General features: G+C 70.0%; 21 protein-coding genes and 1 riboswitch. Of the genes, 14 read left to right on the plus strand and 7 right to left on the minus strand.

What is annotated here, in order from left to right:
* Nucleotides 1–31 precede the first annotated feature (31 nt).
* A complete protein-coding gene (locus AB0M54_RS16465) occupies nt 32–673 on the minus strand; it encodes a response regulator transcription factor (RefSeq protein ID WP_364330958.1) in 642 nt (213 codons plus the stop codon).
* Between the two features lie 226 nt (nt 674–899).
* Between AB0M54_RS16465 and AB0M54_RS16470 the strand changes: the two genes are divergently transcribed.
* From AB0M54_RS16470 to AB0M54_RS16480, 3 genes are all read left to right on the plus strand, one after another.
* Complete coding sequence (locus AB0M54_RS16470; RefSeq protein WP_364471972.1) at nt 900–1,502, plus strand: 50S ribosomal protein L11 methyltransferase; 603 nt, start codon at nt 900–902, stop codon at nt 1,500–1,502.
* Between the two features lie 94 nt (nt 1,503–1,596).
* Nucleotides 1,597–1,995 carry a MarR family transcriptional regulator gene (locus AB0M54_RS16475; RefSeq protein WP_364331195.1) on the plus strand — a complete coding sequence of 133 codons (399 nt, stop codon included), beginning with the start codon at nt 1,597–1,599 and terminating at the stop codon, nt 1,993–1,995.
* Nucleotides 1,992–3,755 (plus strand): MDR family MFS transporter, encoded by a 1,764-nt coding sequence (locus AB0M54_RS16480; protein ID WP_364471975.1) that lies wholly within the window; start codon nt 1,992–1,994, stop codon nt 3,753–3,755. Before AB0M54_RS16475 ends, AB0M54_RS16480 begins: the two co-directional genes overlap by 4 nt.
* Before the next feature lie 50 nt (nt 3,756–3,805).
* On the opposite strand, the gene AB0M54_RS16485 is transcribed toward AB0M54_RS16480, so the two are convergent.
* From AB0M54_RS16485 to AB0M54_RS16495, 3 genes are all read right to left on the minus strand, one after another.
* The gene (locus AB0M54_RS16485; protein WP_364330952.1) at nt 3,806–4,807 is read right to left on the minus strand and encodes an ANTAR domain-containing protein; all 1,002 of its coding nucleotides are present in this window, start codon (nt 4,805–4,807) and stop codon (nt 3,806–3,808) included.
* A 48-nt stretch (nt 4,808–4,855) separates the two neighbouring features.
* The gene (locus AB0M54_RS16490; RefSeq protein ID WP_364330950.1) at nt 4,856–5,056 is read right to left on the minus strand and encodes a hypothetical protein; all 201 of its coding nucleotides are present in this window, start codon (nt 5,054–5,056) and stop codon (nt 4,856–4,858) included.
* A 238-nt stretch (nt 5,057–5,294) separates the two neighbouring features.
* Nucleotides 5,295–5,531: a DUF6158 family protein gene (locus AB0M54_RS16495; RefSeq protein ID WP_364330947.1), complete on the minus strand. Its 237-nt coding sequence runs from the start codon at nt 5,529–5,531 to the stop codon at nt 5,295–5,297.
* A 58-nt stretch (nt 5,532–5,589) separates the two neighbouring features.
* Here AB0M54_RS16495 and AB0M54_RS16500 point away from each other — a divergent pair, with 58 nt between their 5' ends.
* From AB0M54_RS16500 to AB0M54_RS16510, 3 genes are all read left to right on the plus strand, one after another.
* A complete protein-coding gene (locus AB0M54_RS16500; RefSeq protein ID WP_364330944.1) occupies nt 5,590–5,994 on the plus strand; it encodes a hypothetical protein in 405 nt (134 codons plus the stop codon).
* 10 nt (nt 5,995–6,004) lie between these two features.
* Complete coding sequence (locus tag AB0M54_RS16505) at nt 6,005–6,349, plus strand: DUF3817 domain-containing protein (protein WP_364330941.1); 345 nt, start codon at nt 6,005–6,007, stop codon at nt 6,347–6,349.
* A gap of 167 nt (nt 6,350–6,516) precedes the next feature.
* Nucleotides 6,517–6,645: riboswitch (cyclic di-AMP (ydaO/yuaA leader) on the plus strand.
* Between the two features lie 58 nt (nt 6,646–6,703).
* Nucleotides 6,704–7,618, plus strand: a complete 915-nt coding sequence (locus tag AB0M54_RS16510; RefSeq protein WP_364471978.1) for an NlpC/P60 family protein — start codon at nt 6,704–6,706, stop codon at nt 7,616–7,618.
* A 64-nt stretch (nt 7,619–7,682) separates the two neighbouring features.
* On the opposite strand, the gene AB0M54_RS16515 is transcribed toward AB0M54_RS16510, so the two are convergent.
* On the minus strand, nt 7,683–8,684 hold the full coding sequence (locus tag AB0M54_RS16515; RefSeq protein WP_364330935.1) for a sigma-70 family RNA polymerase sigma factor: 1,002 nt from the start codon (nt 8,682–8,684) through the stop codon (nt 7,683–7,685).
* A gap of 574 nt (nt 8,685–9,258) precedes the next feature.
* Here AB0M54_RS16515 and AB0M54_RS16520 point away from each other — a divergent pair.
* Complete coding sequence (locus tag AB0M54_RS16520) at nt 9,259–9,927, plus strand: SDR family NAD(P)-dependent oxidoreductase (RefSeq protein WP_364471980.1); 669 nt, start codon at nt 9,259–9,261, stop codon at nt 9,925–9,927.
* Here the strand turns inward: AB0M54_RS16520 and AB0M54_RS16525 are convergent.
* The gene (locus AB0M54_RS16525; protein ID WP_364471982.1) at nt 9,924–10,661 is read right to left on the minus strand and encodes a thymidylate kinase; all 738 of its coding nucleotides are present in this window, start codon (nt 10,659–10,661) and stop codon (nt 9,924–9,926) included. The two genes, AB0M54_RS16520 and AB0M54_RS16525, sit on opposite strands and share 4 nt — an antisense overlap.
* Nucleotides 10,662–10,764: 103 nt before the next feature.
* Between AB0M54_RS16525 and AB0M54_RS16530 the strand changes: the two genes are divergently transcribed.
* The 7 genes from AB0M54_RS16530 to AB0M54_RS16560 all read left to right on the plus strand — a co-directional run bounded on the left by AB0M54_RS16530 (nt 10,765) and on the right by AB0M54_RS16560 (nt 16,043).
* Entirely contained in the window at nt 10,765–11,346 is a 582-nt protein-coding gene (locus AB0M54_RS16530) for a nucleotidyltransferase (RefSeq protein WP_364330926.1), read from the plus strand.
* Nucleotides 11,343–11,597 carry a hypothetical protein gene (locus AB0M54_RS16535; RefSeq protein WP_364471985.1) on the plus strand — a complete coding sequence of 85 codons (255 nt, stop codon included), beginning with the start codon at nt 11,343–11,345 and terminating at the stop codon, nt 11,595–11,597. The genes AB0M54_RS16530 and AB0M54_RS16535 overlap by 4 nt, the downstream gene beginning before the upstream one ends.
* Nucleotides 11,594–12,337: a metallophosphoesterase gene (locus tag AB0M54_RS16540; protein ID WP_364471988.1), complete on the plus strand. Its 744-nt coding sequence runs from the start codon at nt 11,594–11,596 to the stop codon at nt 12,335–12,337. Before AB0M54_RS16535 ends, AB0M54_RS16540 begins: the two co-directional genes overlap by 4 nt.
* A 36-nt stretch (nt 12,338–12,373) precedes the next feature.
* Nucleotides 12,374–12,517: a GPGG-motif small membrane protein gene (locus tag AB0M54_RS16545; RefSeq protein WP_364330918.1), complete on the plus strand. Its 144-nt coding sequence runs from the start codon at nt 12,374–12,376 to the stop codon at nt 12,515–12,517.
* 224 nt (nt 12,518–12,741) lie between these two features.
* Nucleotides 12,742–13,638, plus strand: a complete 897-nt coding sequence (locus AB0M54_RS16550) for an MHYT domain-containing protein (RefSeq protein WP_364330915.1) — start codon at nt 12,742–12,744, stop codon at nt 13,636–13,638.
* Between the two features lie 24 nt (nt 13,639–13,662).
* A complete protein-coding gene (locus AB0M54_RS16555) occupies nt 13,663–14,382 on the plus strand; it encodes an HD domain-containing protein (protein ID WP_364330913.1) in 720 nt (239 codons plus the stop codon).
* A gap of 29 nt (nt 14,383–14,411) precedes the next feature.
* Entirely contained in the window at nt 14,412–16,043 is a 1,632-nt protein-coding gene (locus tag AB0M54_RS16560; protein ID WP_364330910.1) for a glycoside hydrolase family 13 protein, read from the plus strand.
* Here AB0M54_RS16560 and AB0M54_RS16565 read toward each other — a convergent pair.
* Nucleotides 15,951–17,432, minus strand: coding sequence for an MFS transporter (locus AB0M54_RS16565; protein WP_364330907.1), 1,482 nt, complete (start codon nt 17,430–17,432; stop codon nt 15,951–15,953). The two genes, AB0M54_RS16560 and AB0M54_RS16565, sit on opposite strands and share 93 nt — an antisense overlap.
* Nucleotides 17,433–17,435: the final 3 nt, after the last annotated feature.

Genomic DNA, 17,435 nt, shown 5'->3' on the forward strand with positions numbered 1-17,435 from the left:
CGAAGGTGCACGGACAGCGCAGAAATCCCGGCTACGAGATGATGCCGCGCTGGCGGGCGACCGCCACGGCCTCGAGCTGGCTGTGGGCGCCGAGCTTGCCGAGCAGCGCCTTCACGTGACCACGGCAGGTGTGCACGCTGATGCCCAGCCGCCGGGCGATGGCCCGCGGGTCGAGACCGGCCGCCATCAGCTCGAGCACCTCGTGTTCCCGGGCGGTCAGGCCACCCGGGCGCGGACCCGCCACCGGCGCGGTGCTGCGCAGCAGCCGGGCGAGGATGTCGGTGGAGACGGTCATGCCGCCGCCATGCGCGGTGTGCACCGCGTTGAGCACGTCGCCGAGCGGTCCGTTCTTGGTCAGGAAGCCGGCCGCGCCCGCGGCGGTCGCCCGGCCCACCAGAGCCGCCTCATTGCTTGCTGTGAGGATCACCACTCTGGTGTCGGGATAGCGGTGCCGCAGCAGCTCGGCGATGGCTATTCCGTCTGAATCGGACAGCTCCGGGTCAAGCAGGACGACGTTCGGACGCAATTCGCCGACCAGACTCAGCGCCTCCTGCCCGGTCCGCGCGTGGCCCACCCAGCGCAGGTCAGCCTGGCCGTCGAGGGCCACGCCGAGCAGGTCGGCGAAGGTCTGGTGGCCGTCGACGACGAGCACGGTGATCGACCCGTCACTCATCCGCCACCTCCTTCGTACACGATCTTTGGAATCGGACCCCCGCGGAAACGTAGTCGCCGCAGTCTATGTTCGCGCATCAAGATTGCTCGCCGTATGAACAGTCCTATCCGGTCCACGCACCGGGATCGACTCGGATGCCCGCCCGCCGAACGGATGAGGCCGACCGGTCGTCATAACAGGTCTTTCGGTCGAGGGAACCCCCTCACGTCACGGGAGAATCAGCAGCGTGCTGACACCCGTACCCCTTACGCCGGAGATCTCCCTGCACCTGGCCGCGCCGCATCGCGGGTTGTTCCAGGGCGACTTCACCAGCGACCGGCCGCCACCGTTCTGGGAATTCGCCTGGGCCGGCGGGCAAGGTCTCGCCCGCTACGTCCTGGATCATCCCGAGGTGGTCCGCGGCCGGCGGGTGCTCGACGTGGCGACCGGCTCGGGACTGGTCGCGATCGCCGCCGCCAAGGCGGGCGCGGCCGCGGTCGCGGCCACCGACGCCGATCCCGAGGCGGCCGCCGCGGCCCGGCGTAACGCGGAGGTAAATCGGGTCGCGCTGGCCGGCGACATCGGGCAGCCTGACGTGGTCCTGGCCGGTGACGTCTTCTACACCGGGCGGGTGGCCGAGCAGATGACCGCGACGCTGCTGGCCGCCCGGCGGGCCGGCGCCCGGGTGCTGGTCGGTGACGCCGATCGGGGCTTTCTCCCGGCGCGGCTCTTCGAGCGCGTGACGCAGTACGAGGTTCCGGTTCCGCCCGCGCTGGAGGAGACGGAGACTCTGACCGCGATCATCTGGGAGATGCGGAACACAATGCGTTCACCAACCAACAACTTGTAGGCTGCACGCAACTATGGAAACGGACCAGAGCGCGGCCGGCCGCCTCGCCGGCGAACTTGTGCGATTCGCCCGACTGGGTGTTCGCGTGAAGGGCATGCTCAATGTCGGGGAACTCGGCGCCGATTTCTCCGCGCTGATGCTGTTGTTCCCGCTCTGTCACCGGGGCCCGATGCGGGTCACCGACCTGGCCGAGATCAAGCAGGCCGACCCGTCGACGGTCAGCCGGCAGGCGGCGCAGCTGGTCAAGGCCGGCCTCGCCCGGCGCGAGGCCGACCCCGCCGACGGCCGGGTCTCCCGGCTGGCGGCCACCGAGGCCGGACGGGTCGCGGGCAGGCGGCTGAGCGAGGCCCGCACGGCCCTGGTCGGACGGGTCATGCAGGACTGGCCGCCGGAACGGGCCGACCTGTTCACCGGCCTGTTCGCCGAATTCAACAATTCAGCCGAGGCGCTCCTGCGCAGTGACTCGGCCGCGACATCACGGGAGATCGCGTGAGCAACATCAGCACCGCGCCGGCGGGCGGCCCCGCCGCCCGGTCGGCCGACTTCACCCACCGCCAGATCCTCACGGTCCTGGGCGGCCTGATGATGGGCATGTTCCTGGCCGCGCTCGACCAGACGATCATGGCCACCGCCACCCGGACCATCGCCGACGACCTGAACGGCTTCGACCTCCAGGCGTGGGCCACCACGGCATTCCTGATCACGTCCACGATCTCGACACCGCTGTACGGCAAGCTGTCCGACATCTACGGACGGCGGCCGTTCTTCCTCTTCGCCATCGGCATCTTCATCGTCGGCTCGATGCTCTGCGGCCTGTCCGAGAACATGTACCAGCTGGCCGCGTTCCGGGCGATCCAGGGCATCGGCGCCGGCGGCCTGATGTCGCTGGCCCTGGCCATCATCGGCGACATCGTCCCGCCCCGCGAGCGCGCCAAGTACCAGGGCTTCTTCCTCGCCGTGTTCGGCACCGCCAGCGTCATCGGCCCGATCCTGGGCGGCTTCTTCGCCGGCGCCGACAAGCTGCTCTGGATCGACGGCTGGCGCTGGGTGTTCTACCTGAACGTGCCGATCGGCGTCGCCGCGATGATCGTGGTGGCCAGGGTTCTCCACCTGCCGCACACCCGGGTCACCCACCGCATCGACTGGCCGGGCGCCCTCGCCTTGATCATCGGCCTGGTGCCGCTGCTGATCGTCGCCGAGCAGGGCCGCACCTGGGGCTGGGACTCCGGCCGGGCGATCCTCTGCTACGTGATCGGCGCGGTCGGCCTGGTCGCCTTCGTGCTCGCCGAGCGGGCCTACAAGGAGGAGGCGCTGCTGCCGCTGCGGCTGTTCGGCAACCGTACGGTCGGGGTGTCCTCGATCGCCAGCACCATTCTGGGCATGGCGATGTTCGGCGGCCTGATGACCGTCCCGCTGTACCTGCAGATCGTGAAGGGCTCCTCGGCCACCATGGCCGGCCTGCAGATGATCCCGTTCGTGTTCGGCATCATGTCCGGCTCGATCCTGGCCGGTCAGCTCATCTCCCGCACCGGGCGGTACCGGATCTTCCCGATCATCGGCAGCACGCTGATGGTCGCCGCGCTCGGGCTGTTCGCCACCATCGACGCCGACACCCCGCTCTGGCGGACCATGCTGATCATGGTGCTGATGGGCCTCGGCCTGGGCGGCAACATGCAGCCGATGATCACCGCGGTGCAGAACGCGGTGAGCCCCCGCGAGATCGGCGTGGCCACGAGTTCGGTGGCGTTCTTCCGCTCGATGGGCGGCACGCTCGGCACCGCGGTGTTCCTGTCGGTGCTGTTCAACGTGCTGCCCGGCAAGATCAGCACGGCCTTCCAGTCGGCTCAGGCCACGCCGGAGTTCCAGGGGGCCCTGGCCGCCGACCCGAGCGCGGCCCAGACCCTGCAGAAGGCGACCGCCGGCGGTGGCGACCTCGGTGACACGTCGTTCCTCAAGACGCTGCCCGACGTGATCGCCCACCCGTTCAAGGTCGGCTTCTCGGACAGCATCCAGATCGTGTTCCTGCTGGCCTTCTCGGTCATGATCATCGGCCTGATCGTGGTGCTCTTCCTGCCGGAGATCCCGCTCGCCCAGCGCTCGGCCCAGCAGCAGCGGGCCGACGCCGACGCGGCCGAGGCAGCCGCGGCGACCGGCGCCGACCCGGGCACGCCGGAGTCGGGCGGCGGCTCGCACGAGTCGGGCGAACGCGCGCCGGACACACAGCACGAACCCACGCACAGCGCCAAACGCTGACAGCGGGAACGAGTGATCGAGGGGCGCGGAGCGATCCGCGCCCCTTCTGCTTACGAGCGGTCGCGCGCGGCCGCGGCGATCAGGCGCTCGGCCACCGACTGACGGTCCATGCCGAGGCGCTGCGCGGTCTCCTGCAACACGTCGTAGGCCTCGCGTACGCCACACCCGCGCTGCGCGATGATCACGCCGATGGCGCGGTCGACCGTGGCGCCCTGGCTCAGCGCCGCGCGGCGGGACAGCTCACTGAGCAGGATCTCGGCCTGGTTGACGATGGCCATCGCGGTGAGCAGCAGCTCGGGGCGGATGCTCTGCGCCTGCCGGACGTAGATGCTGAGCGCGCCGACCGACGTCCGCCGCACGTCCAGCGGGATGGCCGCCACGGCGTGCACGTCCTCGTCGCGGGCGGAGTCGCCCAGCGCCGGCCAGCGCGGGTCGTTCGGCAGGTCCTGGGTGAGCACCAGGGTGCGGGTGCGGGCCGCCTCGAGGACGGGTCCTTCGCCGGTCTCGAACTGGCAGTCGTCGACCCCGCGGCCGTCGCTGCCCGACGCGGTCAGGCTCGGCCCCTCCCCCTCGGTGATCAGCGCGACCGAGCAGCGGACCGCGCCGGGGATCGTCCCGGCGGTGAAGACGGCGAGCCGCTCCAAGGCCCCGGCCACGTCGTCCGCGGAGAGCAGCCGCTCGGACAGCTCGTGCAGGAGCCCGGCCACCTCGACCGTGCTCGTCTGCGGCAGCGCCAGGCCCCCGGCGCCCGGCCGGACGACCTCGGAGGGGATGACGACGGCCGATCCGGGCCGGGCCACCTCGGCGGGGGCGGGATCGGCGGCGTCCCGCGGAGCGGGCAGGGACGGGCCGATGGCTGGGGCGTTGGGGTGGGCGGCGATGACGGGTTCCGTCTCGGTGTGGTGGACCGGGCCCGCGTTCGGGGCGCCGGCGCCCTGTCCCGGGTGGCGGGGACGGGCTGTGCGTCGGGTCTGATTGGGGGCGGAGGAAGCGGCCGCCGGCGGCGTGGACCGCTGACCGGCGCGCTCAGCGCTCCGTCGGGGTGCGGGCACGCGTCGGATCCTCCCACGTCCTGAGGTGGACACGAAAGTTTTGTGCCTCTACCGGGTGCCTTCAGCCCTTTCGGCTGGTGCGACCGTCTCTGCCGAGGTGCGGTTTTCCCGCGAAAGGTCCGAATTGTGCTCCCGATCGTCCGAATCCGCGAGAATGGCCGCGGCCTGGGCCTCCGGGTCGGCGCTGCCGGCGGCGCGCTCCTCGGGAAGCAGGTCGGCGGCGCGCTCTTCGGTACGAGGATCGTTCATGAAGATCGGGTACCCACAACCGGCCCAACATAATGCGCCGCCCCCGAGAACCTCGGAGGCGGCGCATAGGTGTCGGTGTGCATGTCGCCTCTCGGCGAGTGGCTCAACACGGCTCCAGCCGAACGGTATTCCGTGAAGGCAATGGGTGAGGCCCGGGGACACTGGACACACCGACATCTGTTCTCAACTGTCGGTCGCCCGCCCTGATTCCAGCAGGCATTGTGACCCAGGACACACGTCAGAAGTCCTGCGTGAGGCGATGCGGATCCACCTCACGGCCCGGGTGCCGGGCCAGGTACTCGGTCTCCAGTTCCGCCGTCCGCCGCAGGTGGTTGTCCAGGGCGGCGTCCGGCCCGTACCGCAGGGTGTCCAGCCGGGTCCGGTGCAGGCTGGCCAGTTCACGGATCAGGTCGTCGTCACCCAGTCCCGCCGGGTCGATGCCGATCTCGGAGATCTCCACAGGCTGGTCGCTCATACCGTTCAGCCTTGCCCGCGCGGGTCGCCCTGAAACCCGCGCGACTACCCTGACAGTCATGAAAGGGCTGCTGACCCCGGCGTGGATCCTCCGCCATGTGGTCGCGCTCGTTCTGATCGTGGCCTTCCTCCTGCTGGGCTGGTGGCAATACACCCGCGCCACCGGCGGAAACGCACTGAGCTGGGGGTACGCGTTCCAGTGGCCGGTCTTCGCCGGCTTCGTCGCGTTCCTGTGGTGGCGCGAGGTTCGGCTGGCCACGAAACCGGCGGCGGAGCCGGCGCCGGAACGGGAAAAGCTCCCAGATTCGGCTGTTACCGTCGGCCGCCCGGTCCGGGTCCCGTCCCGCCCGGCGCCCGACCCCGGCGCCGACGACCCGGAACTGGCGGCCTACAACGACTACCTCGCCTGGCTCAACGCCCATCCCGGCGCCCGCCCCGGCGACTACCCCGGACCCAGGAAGTAAGGAAAGCACCGTGCAGGGAGCTCTCACCCGTTACCGGATCATCGCCTACATCGTCGGCGTGGTCCTGATCGTGCTGGTCCTCGTGGGCATGCCGCTGAAGTACCTGGCCGACAACGACACGGTGGTCGCGGGCGTCGGCCCGGCGCACGGCTTCCTCTTCATCCTGTACGTGCTGGCCACCTTCGACCTCGGCCGCCGCGCCCAGTGGCCGCTCAGCCGCATGCTGCTGGTGATGCTGGCCGGCACCATCCCGTTCCTGTCCTTCTGGGCCGAGCGGAAAGTGACGCGCAATTGGATCAGCGTCAATCCCGAAAAGTCCGATTCCGCGTCCGGGGATCACGCGCTGAATTCCTAGAATTACGCCGCGCATTCATTGGCTTAAGGTTTTCTTGCCGAGCTTGCTTTTCGGAGATCCATCGATAAGTTAATGCGGTTGGTTCGGTCCGCAGCCACACCCTCCGGTGGCGCCGAGCCGGCGCTGCCGAGTCTGCACGGCGGCCTCGACGCGGTCACCCCCATCCGGCCGCGCCCGGGCCCATCGTGACGAACCGGGGAACCGAGTTCTCGGGGTGAATCCGCGCACCACCGCGGTAGGGCCTTCTTCCCGCCCGAACCCGTCAGCTAACCCGGTAGGCGGCACAGGCGGAAGAAAGGCCTCTCAGCGTTGTCACACGCCCGCACGAGGTTCCGGATCGCGGCCGTCGCCCTCATGGCGCTGGCGCTGACCGGGCCGGCCGTGACGGCCGCTCACGCGGAACCGTCCAAGACCGAGATCACCAAGAAGATCGCCAAGGCATCGGACGATCTCGAGGATGTCGTCGAGTCGTACAACGGCATGAAGATCGATCTCAACAAGACCAAGGCCGATCAGGTCGCGCTGACGAAGTCGCTGGGCCCGGCCAAGGAGGCCCTCAAGGTCGCCCAGGCCGAGATGGGCCAGATCGCCAACAAGGCTTACCAGCAGGGTGACATCGGCGCCATGAACGTGATGCTCGAGGGATCGGGCACCCTGATGGACCGGATCGGCATGCTCGACCAGCTGACCCGCGATCGCCAGCGCAAGATCGACAACTACACGGCGACCACGCAGAACTACGACACGCGTCAGGCCGCCCTGAAGACCGCGCAGAACAAGCAGAACGCGCAGCTGAACGAGTTGGCCAAGCGCAAGAAGAAGATCGAGAACGACATCAAGAAGCTGTACGCGATGCGGACGGCGGCGTACGGCACGCCGACCAAGTCGGGCAGCAAGTACAGCGGCCCGATCCCGCAGATCGCCGGCTCCGCGGGCAAGGCGGTGTCCTTCGCGTACAACGCCATCGGCGTGATGTACAAGTTCGGCGCCGACGGCCCGAACGGCTACGACTGCTCGGGGCTGACCTCGGCGGCCTGGCGTGCGGCGGGCAAGAGCCTGCCCCACAAGGCCTCCGCCCAGATCAGCGCCACCACCCCGATCAGCAAGGGTGACCTGAAGGCGGGCGACCTCATCTTCTTCCGCAACGGTGGCCATGTCGGCCTCTACGTCGGCGGCGGAATGATGATCGACGCTTACCGTACCGGCGAGCCGGTGACGAAGCGCTCGATGAACTCGATGACTCCGACCGGGTACGGCCGGGTCAAGTAACTCAGCACAGTGAAAGGGCCGGTTCCCCTCGCGGGGAACCGGCCCTCTTGTATGACCTGATCGGTCAGGCGGCCTGCAGGCCCTCGGCCCGGGCCAGCTCACGCAGCCGGCCGAGCGCCTGGATCTCGAGCTGACGGATCCGCTCGCGGGAGAGCGAGAACCGGGAGGCGACCTCGGTGAGCGAGTGCTCCCGGCCGTCCTCCAGGCCGTAGCGGGCCCGCATGATGCCGGCCGACCGGTCGTCGAGGTGGTTGAGCAGACCCTCGATGCGCGACCGCTCCAGGGCGGTCAGCACGATCTCTTCCGGCGACGGGGCGTCGCTGTCGGCCACCAGGTCGCCGAGGTTGGTGTCACCGTCGTCGCCGACCGGGGTGTCCAGGGACACCGTGTCCTGCGCCCAGCGGGTGAGCTCACCGACCCGCTCGACGGTCACGCCGAGCGCCTTGGCGATCTGGTCGGGCTCGGGGTCGGCGCCGAGCTCGCGGACGAGCTGGCGGGTGACGTTCCGCATCCGGTTGACGTCTTCGACCAGGTGCACGGGCAGGCGCACGGTGCGCTCCTGCTGAGCGATGGCCCGGCTGATGGCCTGACGGATCCACCACGTCGCGTACGTCGAGAACTTGTAGCCGCGCTCGTAGTCGAACTTCTCGACCGCGCGGACCAGGCCGGTGTTGCCCTCCTGGATCAGGTCGAGCATCGGCATGCCCGAGCGGACGTACCGCCGGGCGATCGACACGACCAGCCGCAGGTTGGCGCGGATGAACAGATCCTTGGCCCGCTGTCCCTCGGTGACCACGCGCTCCAGCTCTTCGCGGCTGGTGCCGCGGCGGGGCTGGCCCTCTTCCAGAAGGTGCTCGGCGTACAGGCCGGCCTCGATGGCCTTCGAGAGATCGACCTCCCGGGCGGCGTCGAGCAGCGGCGTCCTGGAGATCTCGTGCAGATAGACTCCAACGAGGTCGCGCTCCTCGGCGACCTCATCGGTCCGCATCACGGTGTTCTTCTCCACGTTGCCCACGGTCCCCTCATTGCCTTCGCTAACCCAGTTACGGGCGTTACCTGCGTCCATCTGGTTCCTCCCCGTAACGTCCGCAGTAAGGTGCGTTGCCGAACTGCCACCTGCACAACAGATGGCGCCCCGCAGTCATTCCGTTTGCCGTGCTGGCTGGTGAAACGGCCGGCGGCTGGTGAGTCGAAAGTGTCACGACAGTCTGAGCGCTGGCTGGGAGCCCGTTGCGTACTTACTGAAGAACGCCATCGGGGAGTCATTCGGAGCCGCACCCGGCGCTGGATGCGTGACAGCTCGCATACCCATTGCCCACGTCATCACACCATCGGCCCCTCGTCGGTCGCAGCGACGGGCATCACGACCTGCCCTGCGATGCTCGTCACTACCCTGTACGTCCTGGTTGCCAGCAGGGTTCATACGCAGGATCGGCCGGTTGCCACGTGGCTTGACGCAAACGCCGCCGCAAAGGCGTGACGGAACGGGACCACCGTCACAATGCGCCACGCTGCGCCGCAGTTCACTCGCCCGGAGGGGTGACTTCCGTACGGGTGACCATCCTTTCGGTAAACCACTGCCCCGTCGAGTCGATTCGATGGCATGACGTGACAGAGAACACAAGGAGAAGGGCTCTCTCATGGCACGGACGGCAGTGATCACCGGCGGCACCGGCGGGCTCGGGACGGCCGTGATTTCGACCTTCCTGGAAACCGGGTGGCGCGTGGTGGCCCCGGTGCGAGCCGGCTCACAGGAGCGATTGCCGGCCGGCGCCGAGGCGGTTGTGGCGGATCTCACGTCACAGGGTGACGTCGAGGCGGCGATCGCGGCCGCCGGACCGCACTTGTCGGCGGTGGTCAATCTGGTCGGCGGGTACGCCGGCGGCGGACGCGTCCACGAGACGGCGGTCGACGACTTCGAGGCGATGATCCGGACCAACGTGCGGCCGACCTTCCTGGTGACCCGGGCCGCGCTCCCGGTGCTCGTGGCCAACGGCGGCGGCTCGGTGGTCTGCGTCTCGTCCCGGGCCGCGGTGGCGCCGTTCCCGGGCGCGGCGGGCTACGTGACGGCGAAGGCGGCGGTGCTGGCCTTCGCCAACGCGGTGGCGGTCGAGTACAAGGGGCAGGGCGTCCGCTGCAACACCGTGCTGCCGAGCGTGATCGACACCCCGGCCAACCGGAACGGGATGCCCGGCGACCGGAGCAAGTGGGTCAACCCCGCCGAAATCGCCAAGGTCATCCTCTTCCTGGCCAGCGACGACTCCACCCCCATGAGCGGCGCCACAATCCCGGTCTACGGCCAGGCCTAGAAAGCTTCGAGGAGCTGGTAGCTGAGGGCGGCCACGCCGGCGAGCAGGGAACCGAAGGCCAGCACGGCGCTGCGGGAGCCGGCCAGCAGAGCCGACGCGCGCGGGTGCGGGATCGCGGACACCGCGGCCAGGGGCAGGTGGGCGCGCAGGGCGGCGGCCACCTCGTCCTGGGTGCCGTCCGCGTCGATCACCACGAAGGCCGGGAACTCCGGCAGCGACCGGTACGCCGCGTCCGCGTCCTGGAGGAACGTCAGCTCCTCCCGGTCGTACCCCCGCGCATCGATCCTCTCCTGAGCGACCTTGGGGCTGACGGCCAGCAGGAACGTGACGTCGGGCGGCGGGAACAGGCGGTAGGCGAGGCGGGCGCGGCGCTCGGCCCGGGGCTTGGCGTGATGTGACCGCATGCTGGCGTACTGGCAGTAGGCGTACCGGTCCATCACCACGGTCTCGCCGGTGAACGCCTGGAAGAACAGCGTGCGGACGATCGCCCCCCAGCGGAGCACCGCCTCGATCACCAGCATCGCGCGGCGGCCGACCAGGGCCTCGGCGTCGGGGCGGCCGAACCACTTGGCGATGCGGGCGACGAAGTGCCGGCCACCGGCGTTCTGCCGGTACGACGCCCGCAACCCCTCGGCGGCCAGCATTTCGGCCAGCCGGTGGGCCTGGGTCGTCTTGCCGGAGCCGTCGATCCCGATGAGCGCCACGGAGCGCGGGAACGGTGAGTTCAGGGGCACACCATCGACGGTACTCAGGGGTGTCACGCGTTCCGTTCCACCGAGGGCTCCACGGGGTACCAGAATGCGACTGAAGCCGCACATCACGACGACAGGAGTTGCCATGCCGCACCGGGTGGACGAAGGACTCGCCACCACGTTGAAACGGGTCGCGTCGGTGCTGAAGCAGGCCGAGATCCCGTTCGCGCTGGGTGGGAGCTTCGCGGTGTACGCACATGGCGGCCACTCCAGCGACCACGACGTGGACTTCCTGATCCGTGAGCAGGACAAGGAACGGGCGCTCGACGAGCTGGCCGCGGTCGGCTTCGAGACCGAGCAGCCGCCGGAGGACTGGCTGGTCAAGGTGTACGACGAGGGCCGCATGGTGGACCTGATCTACCGCCCGGTGGAGTCGCCGGTGACCGACGCCACGCTGGCCGACTCGGTGACCCGGCCGGTCGAGGCGATCGCCATGCCGGTGATCTCGGCCACCCAGCTGATGGTGCACAAGCTGCTCAGCTACACCCAGCACCACTGCGACTTCGCGACCGGCCTGCCGGTGGCGCGGTCGCTGCGCGAGCAGATCGACTGGGAGCGGGTCCGCAAGGAGACCGCCCAGTCGCCGTACGCGGAGGCGTTCCTCGTCCTGCTCGACCGCCTGGACGTGGTGCCCGACGCGCTGACGACCAACGGGGGGAACGCATGACACCTCAGGTGGACGACTATCTGGAGGCGGAGATCCAGCGGCTGCTGGCCGAGGACGACCGGGTGGCCGAGCAGGGCATCACGGTGCAACGCCGGGAGCAGGCCGTGGTGCTGGGCGGCGAGGTGGAGAGCCCGGAGCGGCGGGACGAGATCTGCCGCCGGATCACCTCCCGGTTCCCGCACGTGCAGATCACCTGCGACATCGGGATCACCCGGACGACCGTGCCGGCCGACGCCGAGGAGATCTCGTGATCCGGGTCGCGGCGGTCGGTGACGTGCACGTCGACGCCGACGTGGTCGGGCGCTACCGCCCCGCGCTGGAACAGCTGCCCGAGGTGGCCGACGTGCTGCTGGTGGCCGGCGACCTGACCCGGCACGGGACGGTCGAGGAGGCGCGCAGCTTCGTGACCGAGTTCGGCGGGCTGGCCGTGCCCGTGGTCACCGTGCTCGGCAACCACGACCACCAGAGCGACCAGGCCGACGCGGTGTGCACCGTGCTCACCGACGCCGGGATCACCGTGCTCGAGGGCGCCTCGACGGTGCTGGAGCTGAACGGGCACCGGCTCGGCGTGGCCGGGGCGAAGGGCTTCGGCGGCGGGTTCGGCGGGACCTGCGCGAGCAACTTCGGCGAGCGCGAGATGAAGGATTTCGTCCGCACCGGCGAGGATGCCGCGAACCGGCTGGAGGCGGCCCTGACCGGCGTGACGTGCGACGCCCTGGTGGCGCTCACCCACTACGCCCCGGTGCCGGAGACGCTGGCCGGCGAGCCGCCCGAGATCCACGCGTTCCTGGGGTCGTACCAGCTGGGCCGGGCGATCGACGCGGCCGGCACCACGCTCGCCCTGCACGGGCACGCTCACCACGGCACCGAGCGTGGGCGTACGCCGGGCGGCGTACCCGTCCGCAACGTGGCGCACCCGGTCATCAAGCAGGCCTACAACGTCTACCGCCTGCTCTCGGAAGAGATCCAGGCGACACTTGTGCACGCGTGAGGTTTCCGTTTTTCCGGGGTCGGGTATCCGCTGAGCATGGACCTGTTGCTCTGGATTATCGCAGTCATCCTCGTGGTCGCCGGCATCCTCGCGTTGTTCCGGCGGCAGATCCTCTGGGGCGTCGTGCTGATCATCGTCGGCCTGCTCGTCGGCCCCGGTGGCGTCAGCCTCTTCACCTGATCCCGCCCCGGAACCCTTGTCCCTATCCCCTGACTAACGGCAAACCCCGAACCGGGACTGCCGTATGGCCATCTCCACTCCCCCGAGGTGGCCATACGGTGGCCCCGGTTCCCTGCGTTCCGGCTCCGTGTCACCCGCACACGATGTGCGATGGATGTGTACCGATAAGTGACTGAATACCCCGCGAACAAGTCCACTCGACGTATTCGCGAGGTGCACACATCGTGGCTGAGGTTCATCACTTCACGTACGGCGCCTTCAACCCGATAGCCGCGTTCCTGCTGGCCTTCCTGGGTTCCTTCCTCGGCCTGATGTGCACCGACCGTGCCCGGGCCGCCTGCTCCCGGGGGCGCCGCAACCGGTGGCTGATGATCGCGGCCTTCGCGATCGGCGGCGCCGCCATCTGGCTGATGCACTTCACCGCCATGCTCGGCTTCGACGTGCCGGCCAGCCCGGTGCGCTTCGACATGGTGCTGACCATGGTCAGCCTGGGCCTGTGCGTGCTCACCGTCGGCGTCGGCCTGATGGTCGTCGGCCACGGCCGGCGCAGCTTCGGCAAGACCGTGGTGGCCGGTGTGCTCACCGGCGCCGGGATCGTCGCCATGCACTACACCGGGATGGCCGGCCTGCACGTCTCCGGCCGGCTCGTCTTCAGCATGCCGCTGGTGGTGGCGTCCGGGATCATCGCGGTGGTCGCGGCGACCACGGCGCTGTGGTTCACCCAGTCGGTCAAGGGCTGGGCGCCGATCACCGGGGCGGCCGTGGTGATGGCCATCGCGGTATGCGGCATGCACTACACGGCGATGGCGGCGACGAGCGTGGAGCTGGAGCCGGTCGCCGCCGGCGGCGTCCGCGGGATCCGGCCACTGCTGATGATCGTGCCGATCACCGTGGTCACCGCGGCGACGATCCTGGCCATGGCGCTGAGCGCGCTCCAGGCGATGACCGAGGAGGTCTTCACCGACGGCGCCGGCATGCCCAAGCGCGGCGTGCACGCCGAGAACCCGTGGTCGCTCAAGCAGGCCTCGGCGATGCCGATGCGCCGCAGCCGGCCCTCGCCCCGCCCGGTTCCGACCCGGCCGGCCCCGCAGAAGGCCACCGAAGTGACCACCGCTTCCTGACCATCGCTGGTATATCTACTCGGCATGGCCACGCGCATGCTCCTGTCGATGCCACTGCACGCGATCACCGAGGTGTACGGCGAGGCGGGACTGCGCGACCGGTTCCGGTTGGAGCTGGAGAGCTTCCCGGCGGACGAGAGCGAGCAGCTCGTCCGGGCGCTCGACCTGGCCGCCACCCTGCACGCCGAGGACCGGCGGGTCCGCGAGCCCTACCTCAACCACCTGCTGCGGGTGGCGATCCGGATCATCCGGTACTACGGGGTGCGGGACGTGGACGTGCTCATGGCGGCGCTGCTGCACGACGCGGTCGAGGACCACCCGGCCGAGCTGTCCGGGCTGCCGGCCGACCTCGGCCACGCGCCGCTGACCGACGCCGCGGTGGCCGAGCTGGCCCGGCGGTTCAACCCGCGGGTGGCCGAGCTGGTGCGGTCGGTGACCAACCCGGAGTACGACCCGGAGCGCGACCGGGACGAGCAGTACCGGGTGCACGTGGCCGCCAGCCTGGACCGGGACCCGTGGGCGCGCGTCATCAAGGTGTCCGACTTCACCGACAACGGCGTCGGCGTGGTGCACACCACGCCGGCCAAGGCCGAACGGTCGGCCCGGAAGTACCGGCCGCTCGTACCCAAGCTGAGAGAGCTCGTCGGACGGCCCGACACCCCGCTCTCCCTGCCCGCCAAGGACCACATCCTGGACCAGCTGGATCTGGCCGAGGAACGCTTCGCCGCGATTCTCGACGGGTAGGGCCGGGCCTGGCCGGATAGCGTGGGTCAATGCCTGCTGACACCCACCTCTGGTGGCACGACGCCGTCATCTACCAGGTCTATCCCCGATCGTTCGCCGACTCGGACGGCGACGGCATGGGCGACCTGCCCGGCATCACGTCCCGCCTCGCCGACCTGCGCGAACTCGGCGTGGACGCGATCTGGCTGTCGCCGTTCTACACCAGCCCGCAGAACGACGCCGGGTACGACGTGGCCGACTACCGCGACGTCGACCCGCTGTTCGGCACCCTGGCCGACGCGGACGAGATGATCACCGAGGCGCACGCCCGGGGCCTGCGGGTGATCGTCGACCTGGTGCCGAACCACACGTCCAGCGAGCACGAGTGGTTCCGGGCGGCGCTGGCCGCGGCGCCGGGCAGCCCGGAACGCGCGCGCTACCTCTTCCGGGACGGTCGCGGACCGGGCGGGGAGGAGCCGCCGAACACCTGGCGGAGCACGTTCGGCGGGCCGGCCTGGACCCGGGTGACCGAGCCGGACGGCACGCCCGGCCAGTGGTACCTGCACCTGTTCGACGTCACCCAGCCCGACCTCGACTGGGACAACCCCGAGGTCCGGGAGGAGTTCGTCGGGATCCTGCGGTTCTGGCTGGACCGGGGCGTGGACGGCTTCCGCGTCGACGTGGCGCACGGGCTGGTCAAGGACCGCGACCTGGCCGACTGGGACTACCCGGACTTCGGGCCGTGGTCGGTGCCGCCGGCCGACAACCTGCCGCCGATGTGGGACCAGGAGGGCGTGCACGAGATCTACCGGCAGTGGCGGGCGGTGCTCGACTCGTACGGGCCGGACCGGATGCTGGTCGCCGAGGCCTGGGTGCAGCCGGTCGAGCGGATCGCCCGGTACGTGCGGCCCGACGAGATGCACCAGGCCTTCAACTTCCCGTTCCTGTTCGCCGCCTGGACGGCCGACGACCAGCGCGAGGTGATCGAGCAGTCGCTGGCCACCAACGCCACCGTCGGGGCGATCACCACCTGGGTGCTGTCCAACCACGACGTGCTCCGGCACACCAGCCGGCTGGGCTACCGGGAGCCGCTCAAGCAGCTCAGCGGCATCGGCCCCGGCGACCCGCAGCCGGACGCGGCCCTCGGCCTGCGCCGGGCCCGCGCGGCCACCCTGCGGATGCTGGCGCTGCCCGGGTCGGCGTACCTCTACCAGGGCGAGGAGCTGGGGCTGCCGGACGCCACCGAGATCCCGGACGAGGCTCGGCAGGACCCGACCTGGTTCCGGTCGAACGGCGCCGAGCGCGGCCGGGACGGCTGCCGGGTGCCGATCCCGTGGGAGGCGGACGCCCCGTCGTATGGCTTCGGCCCCTCGGACCACAGCTGGCTGCCCCAGCCGCCGGTCTGGGCCGAGTACGCGCGGGACCGTCAGGTCGGCGTACCCGGATCGACCCTGGAGCTCTATCGCTCGGCCCTGCGCCTGCGGCGGTCGTATTCCCTCGGCACCGGCACGATGACCTGGGACGACTCGAGCTCGTTCCGGAACGGCGACGTGCGGGTGCTGACCAACTTCGACGAGAGCCCGGTCGCGCTACCGGTCGGCGCGGGTGTCCTCCTGAGCAGCGAGCCCCTCGACGCCGACGGCCGGGTCCCCACCGACGTCACCGTCTGGTTCACCGTCTGACGGCGACAGGGCGGACGCGCGCGCGGCCAGCAGCGCCTCGTGCGTGTCCGCCATGTCCTTGGCCACGGTGCGGCTGGCCAGCCAGTACATGACGCCGGTGGGTATGAAGAAGAACTGGAACGCGGCCAGCCCGACGGCATAGTTGAGCGGCGGCGGGAACGCGCCGGAGAGGCCGCGGAAGGCGACACCGACCAGGGCGTTGCCGCCGGCCCGGCCGAAGCCGTTGACCAGGTTGCCGAGGCTGTAGACGGTGCCACGGTGTTCGGGCGGGTTCACGTCACCGATCATGGCGAACCAGTTCGGCGAGTTCGCCGAGGTCAGGGCCAGGGCGAAGATCGCGGTGGCGAGACAGGCGGCCACCGTGGGCTCGGTGAAGACGTTCTTCAGCACGGCCGGGATGATCTCGCCCGACCCGGCGCCGTCCGGGACGTTGATCCGCATCGGCACGAAGAACAGCACCACGTAGAACGGCACGGCGGCGAGGATGCCCACGGCCGACACCAGGGCCCGCCCGCGCGGGGTGCGCCGCTGCAACCGGTCGCCGGCCAGGCCGCCCAGGATGGACAGCGCCCCGCCGGCCTGGAAGATGGTCGCGAAGATGCTGCCGACCAGCACGGCCGTACTCGCCGTGTAGCCCTGGTCTTCGGCCCGGGCCCGGAACAGCACCGGCAGCCAGACCAGCGACCCGAACGCCACCTGGGCCGAGAAACCCTGCAAAATCAGCCACACATTGGTACGCCGGCGCAGGATCACCGGCAGGTGGTCGTGGTGGATCCGCTCGTCGTAGTCGATGCCGGCCAGTTCCGGCTGGCTCTCGCCGCGCGGCACGTTGTAGGTGAACAGGTAGGCCAGCCCGGCGATCACCCCGGCACCGGCCGTGACCAGGAACGGCCGCCGCCAGTCGTCGTGGCCGAGCAGCCCGCCGACCATCGTCCCGGCGATCGTGCCGACACCCTGCGACAGCCCCCAGAAGCTCATCACCAGGCCGCGGCGCTTGGGCGAGATCAGGTCGCTGACCACGGCGAAGCTGACCGAGGCGACCGCGCCCAGCCCGAACGCGGCCAGCACCTGGGAGCCGAGGAAGGCCGGGTAGCTTTCCGACAACCCCGACCAGACCGTGCCGGCGACCCAGACGACCGTGCCGATCAGCAGCACCGGCTTGCGGTCGGTGCGGTCCCCGATGTAGGCGAAGCCGATCGCCGCCACCGCGCTGACCAGGAACATCACCGTGGTGGCGAGCGCTATGCGGCCCTCGCCGACGCCGAGGTCGGAGCCGATGAAGCCGTAGAGCGGCGGCACCAGCCCGATGGCCACGTTGTCCAGCGACGCGAGGATGACAAACACGACCACGCTGTACGCGCGATGCGCCGTCCCGCCTCGCAAGGTCACGGG

It is taken from the genome of Actinoplanes sp. NPDC051470 (assembly GCF_040682035.1).
Lineage (GTDB): Bacteria > Actinomycetota > Actinomycetes > Mycobacteriales > Micromonosporaceae > Actinoplanes.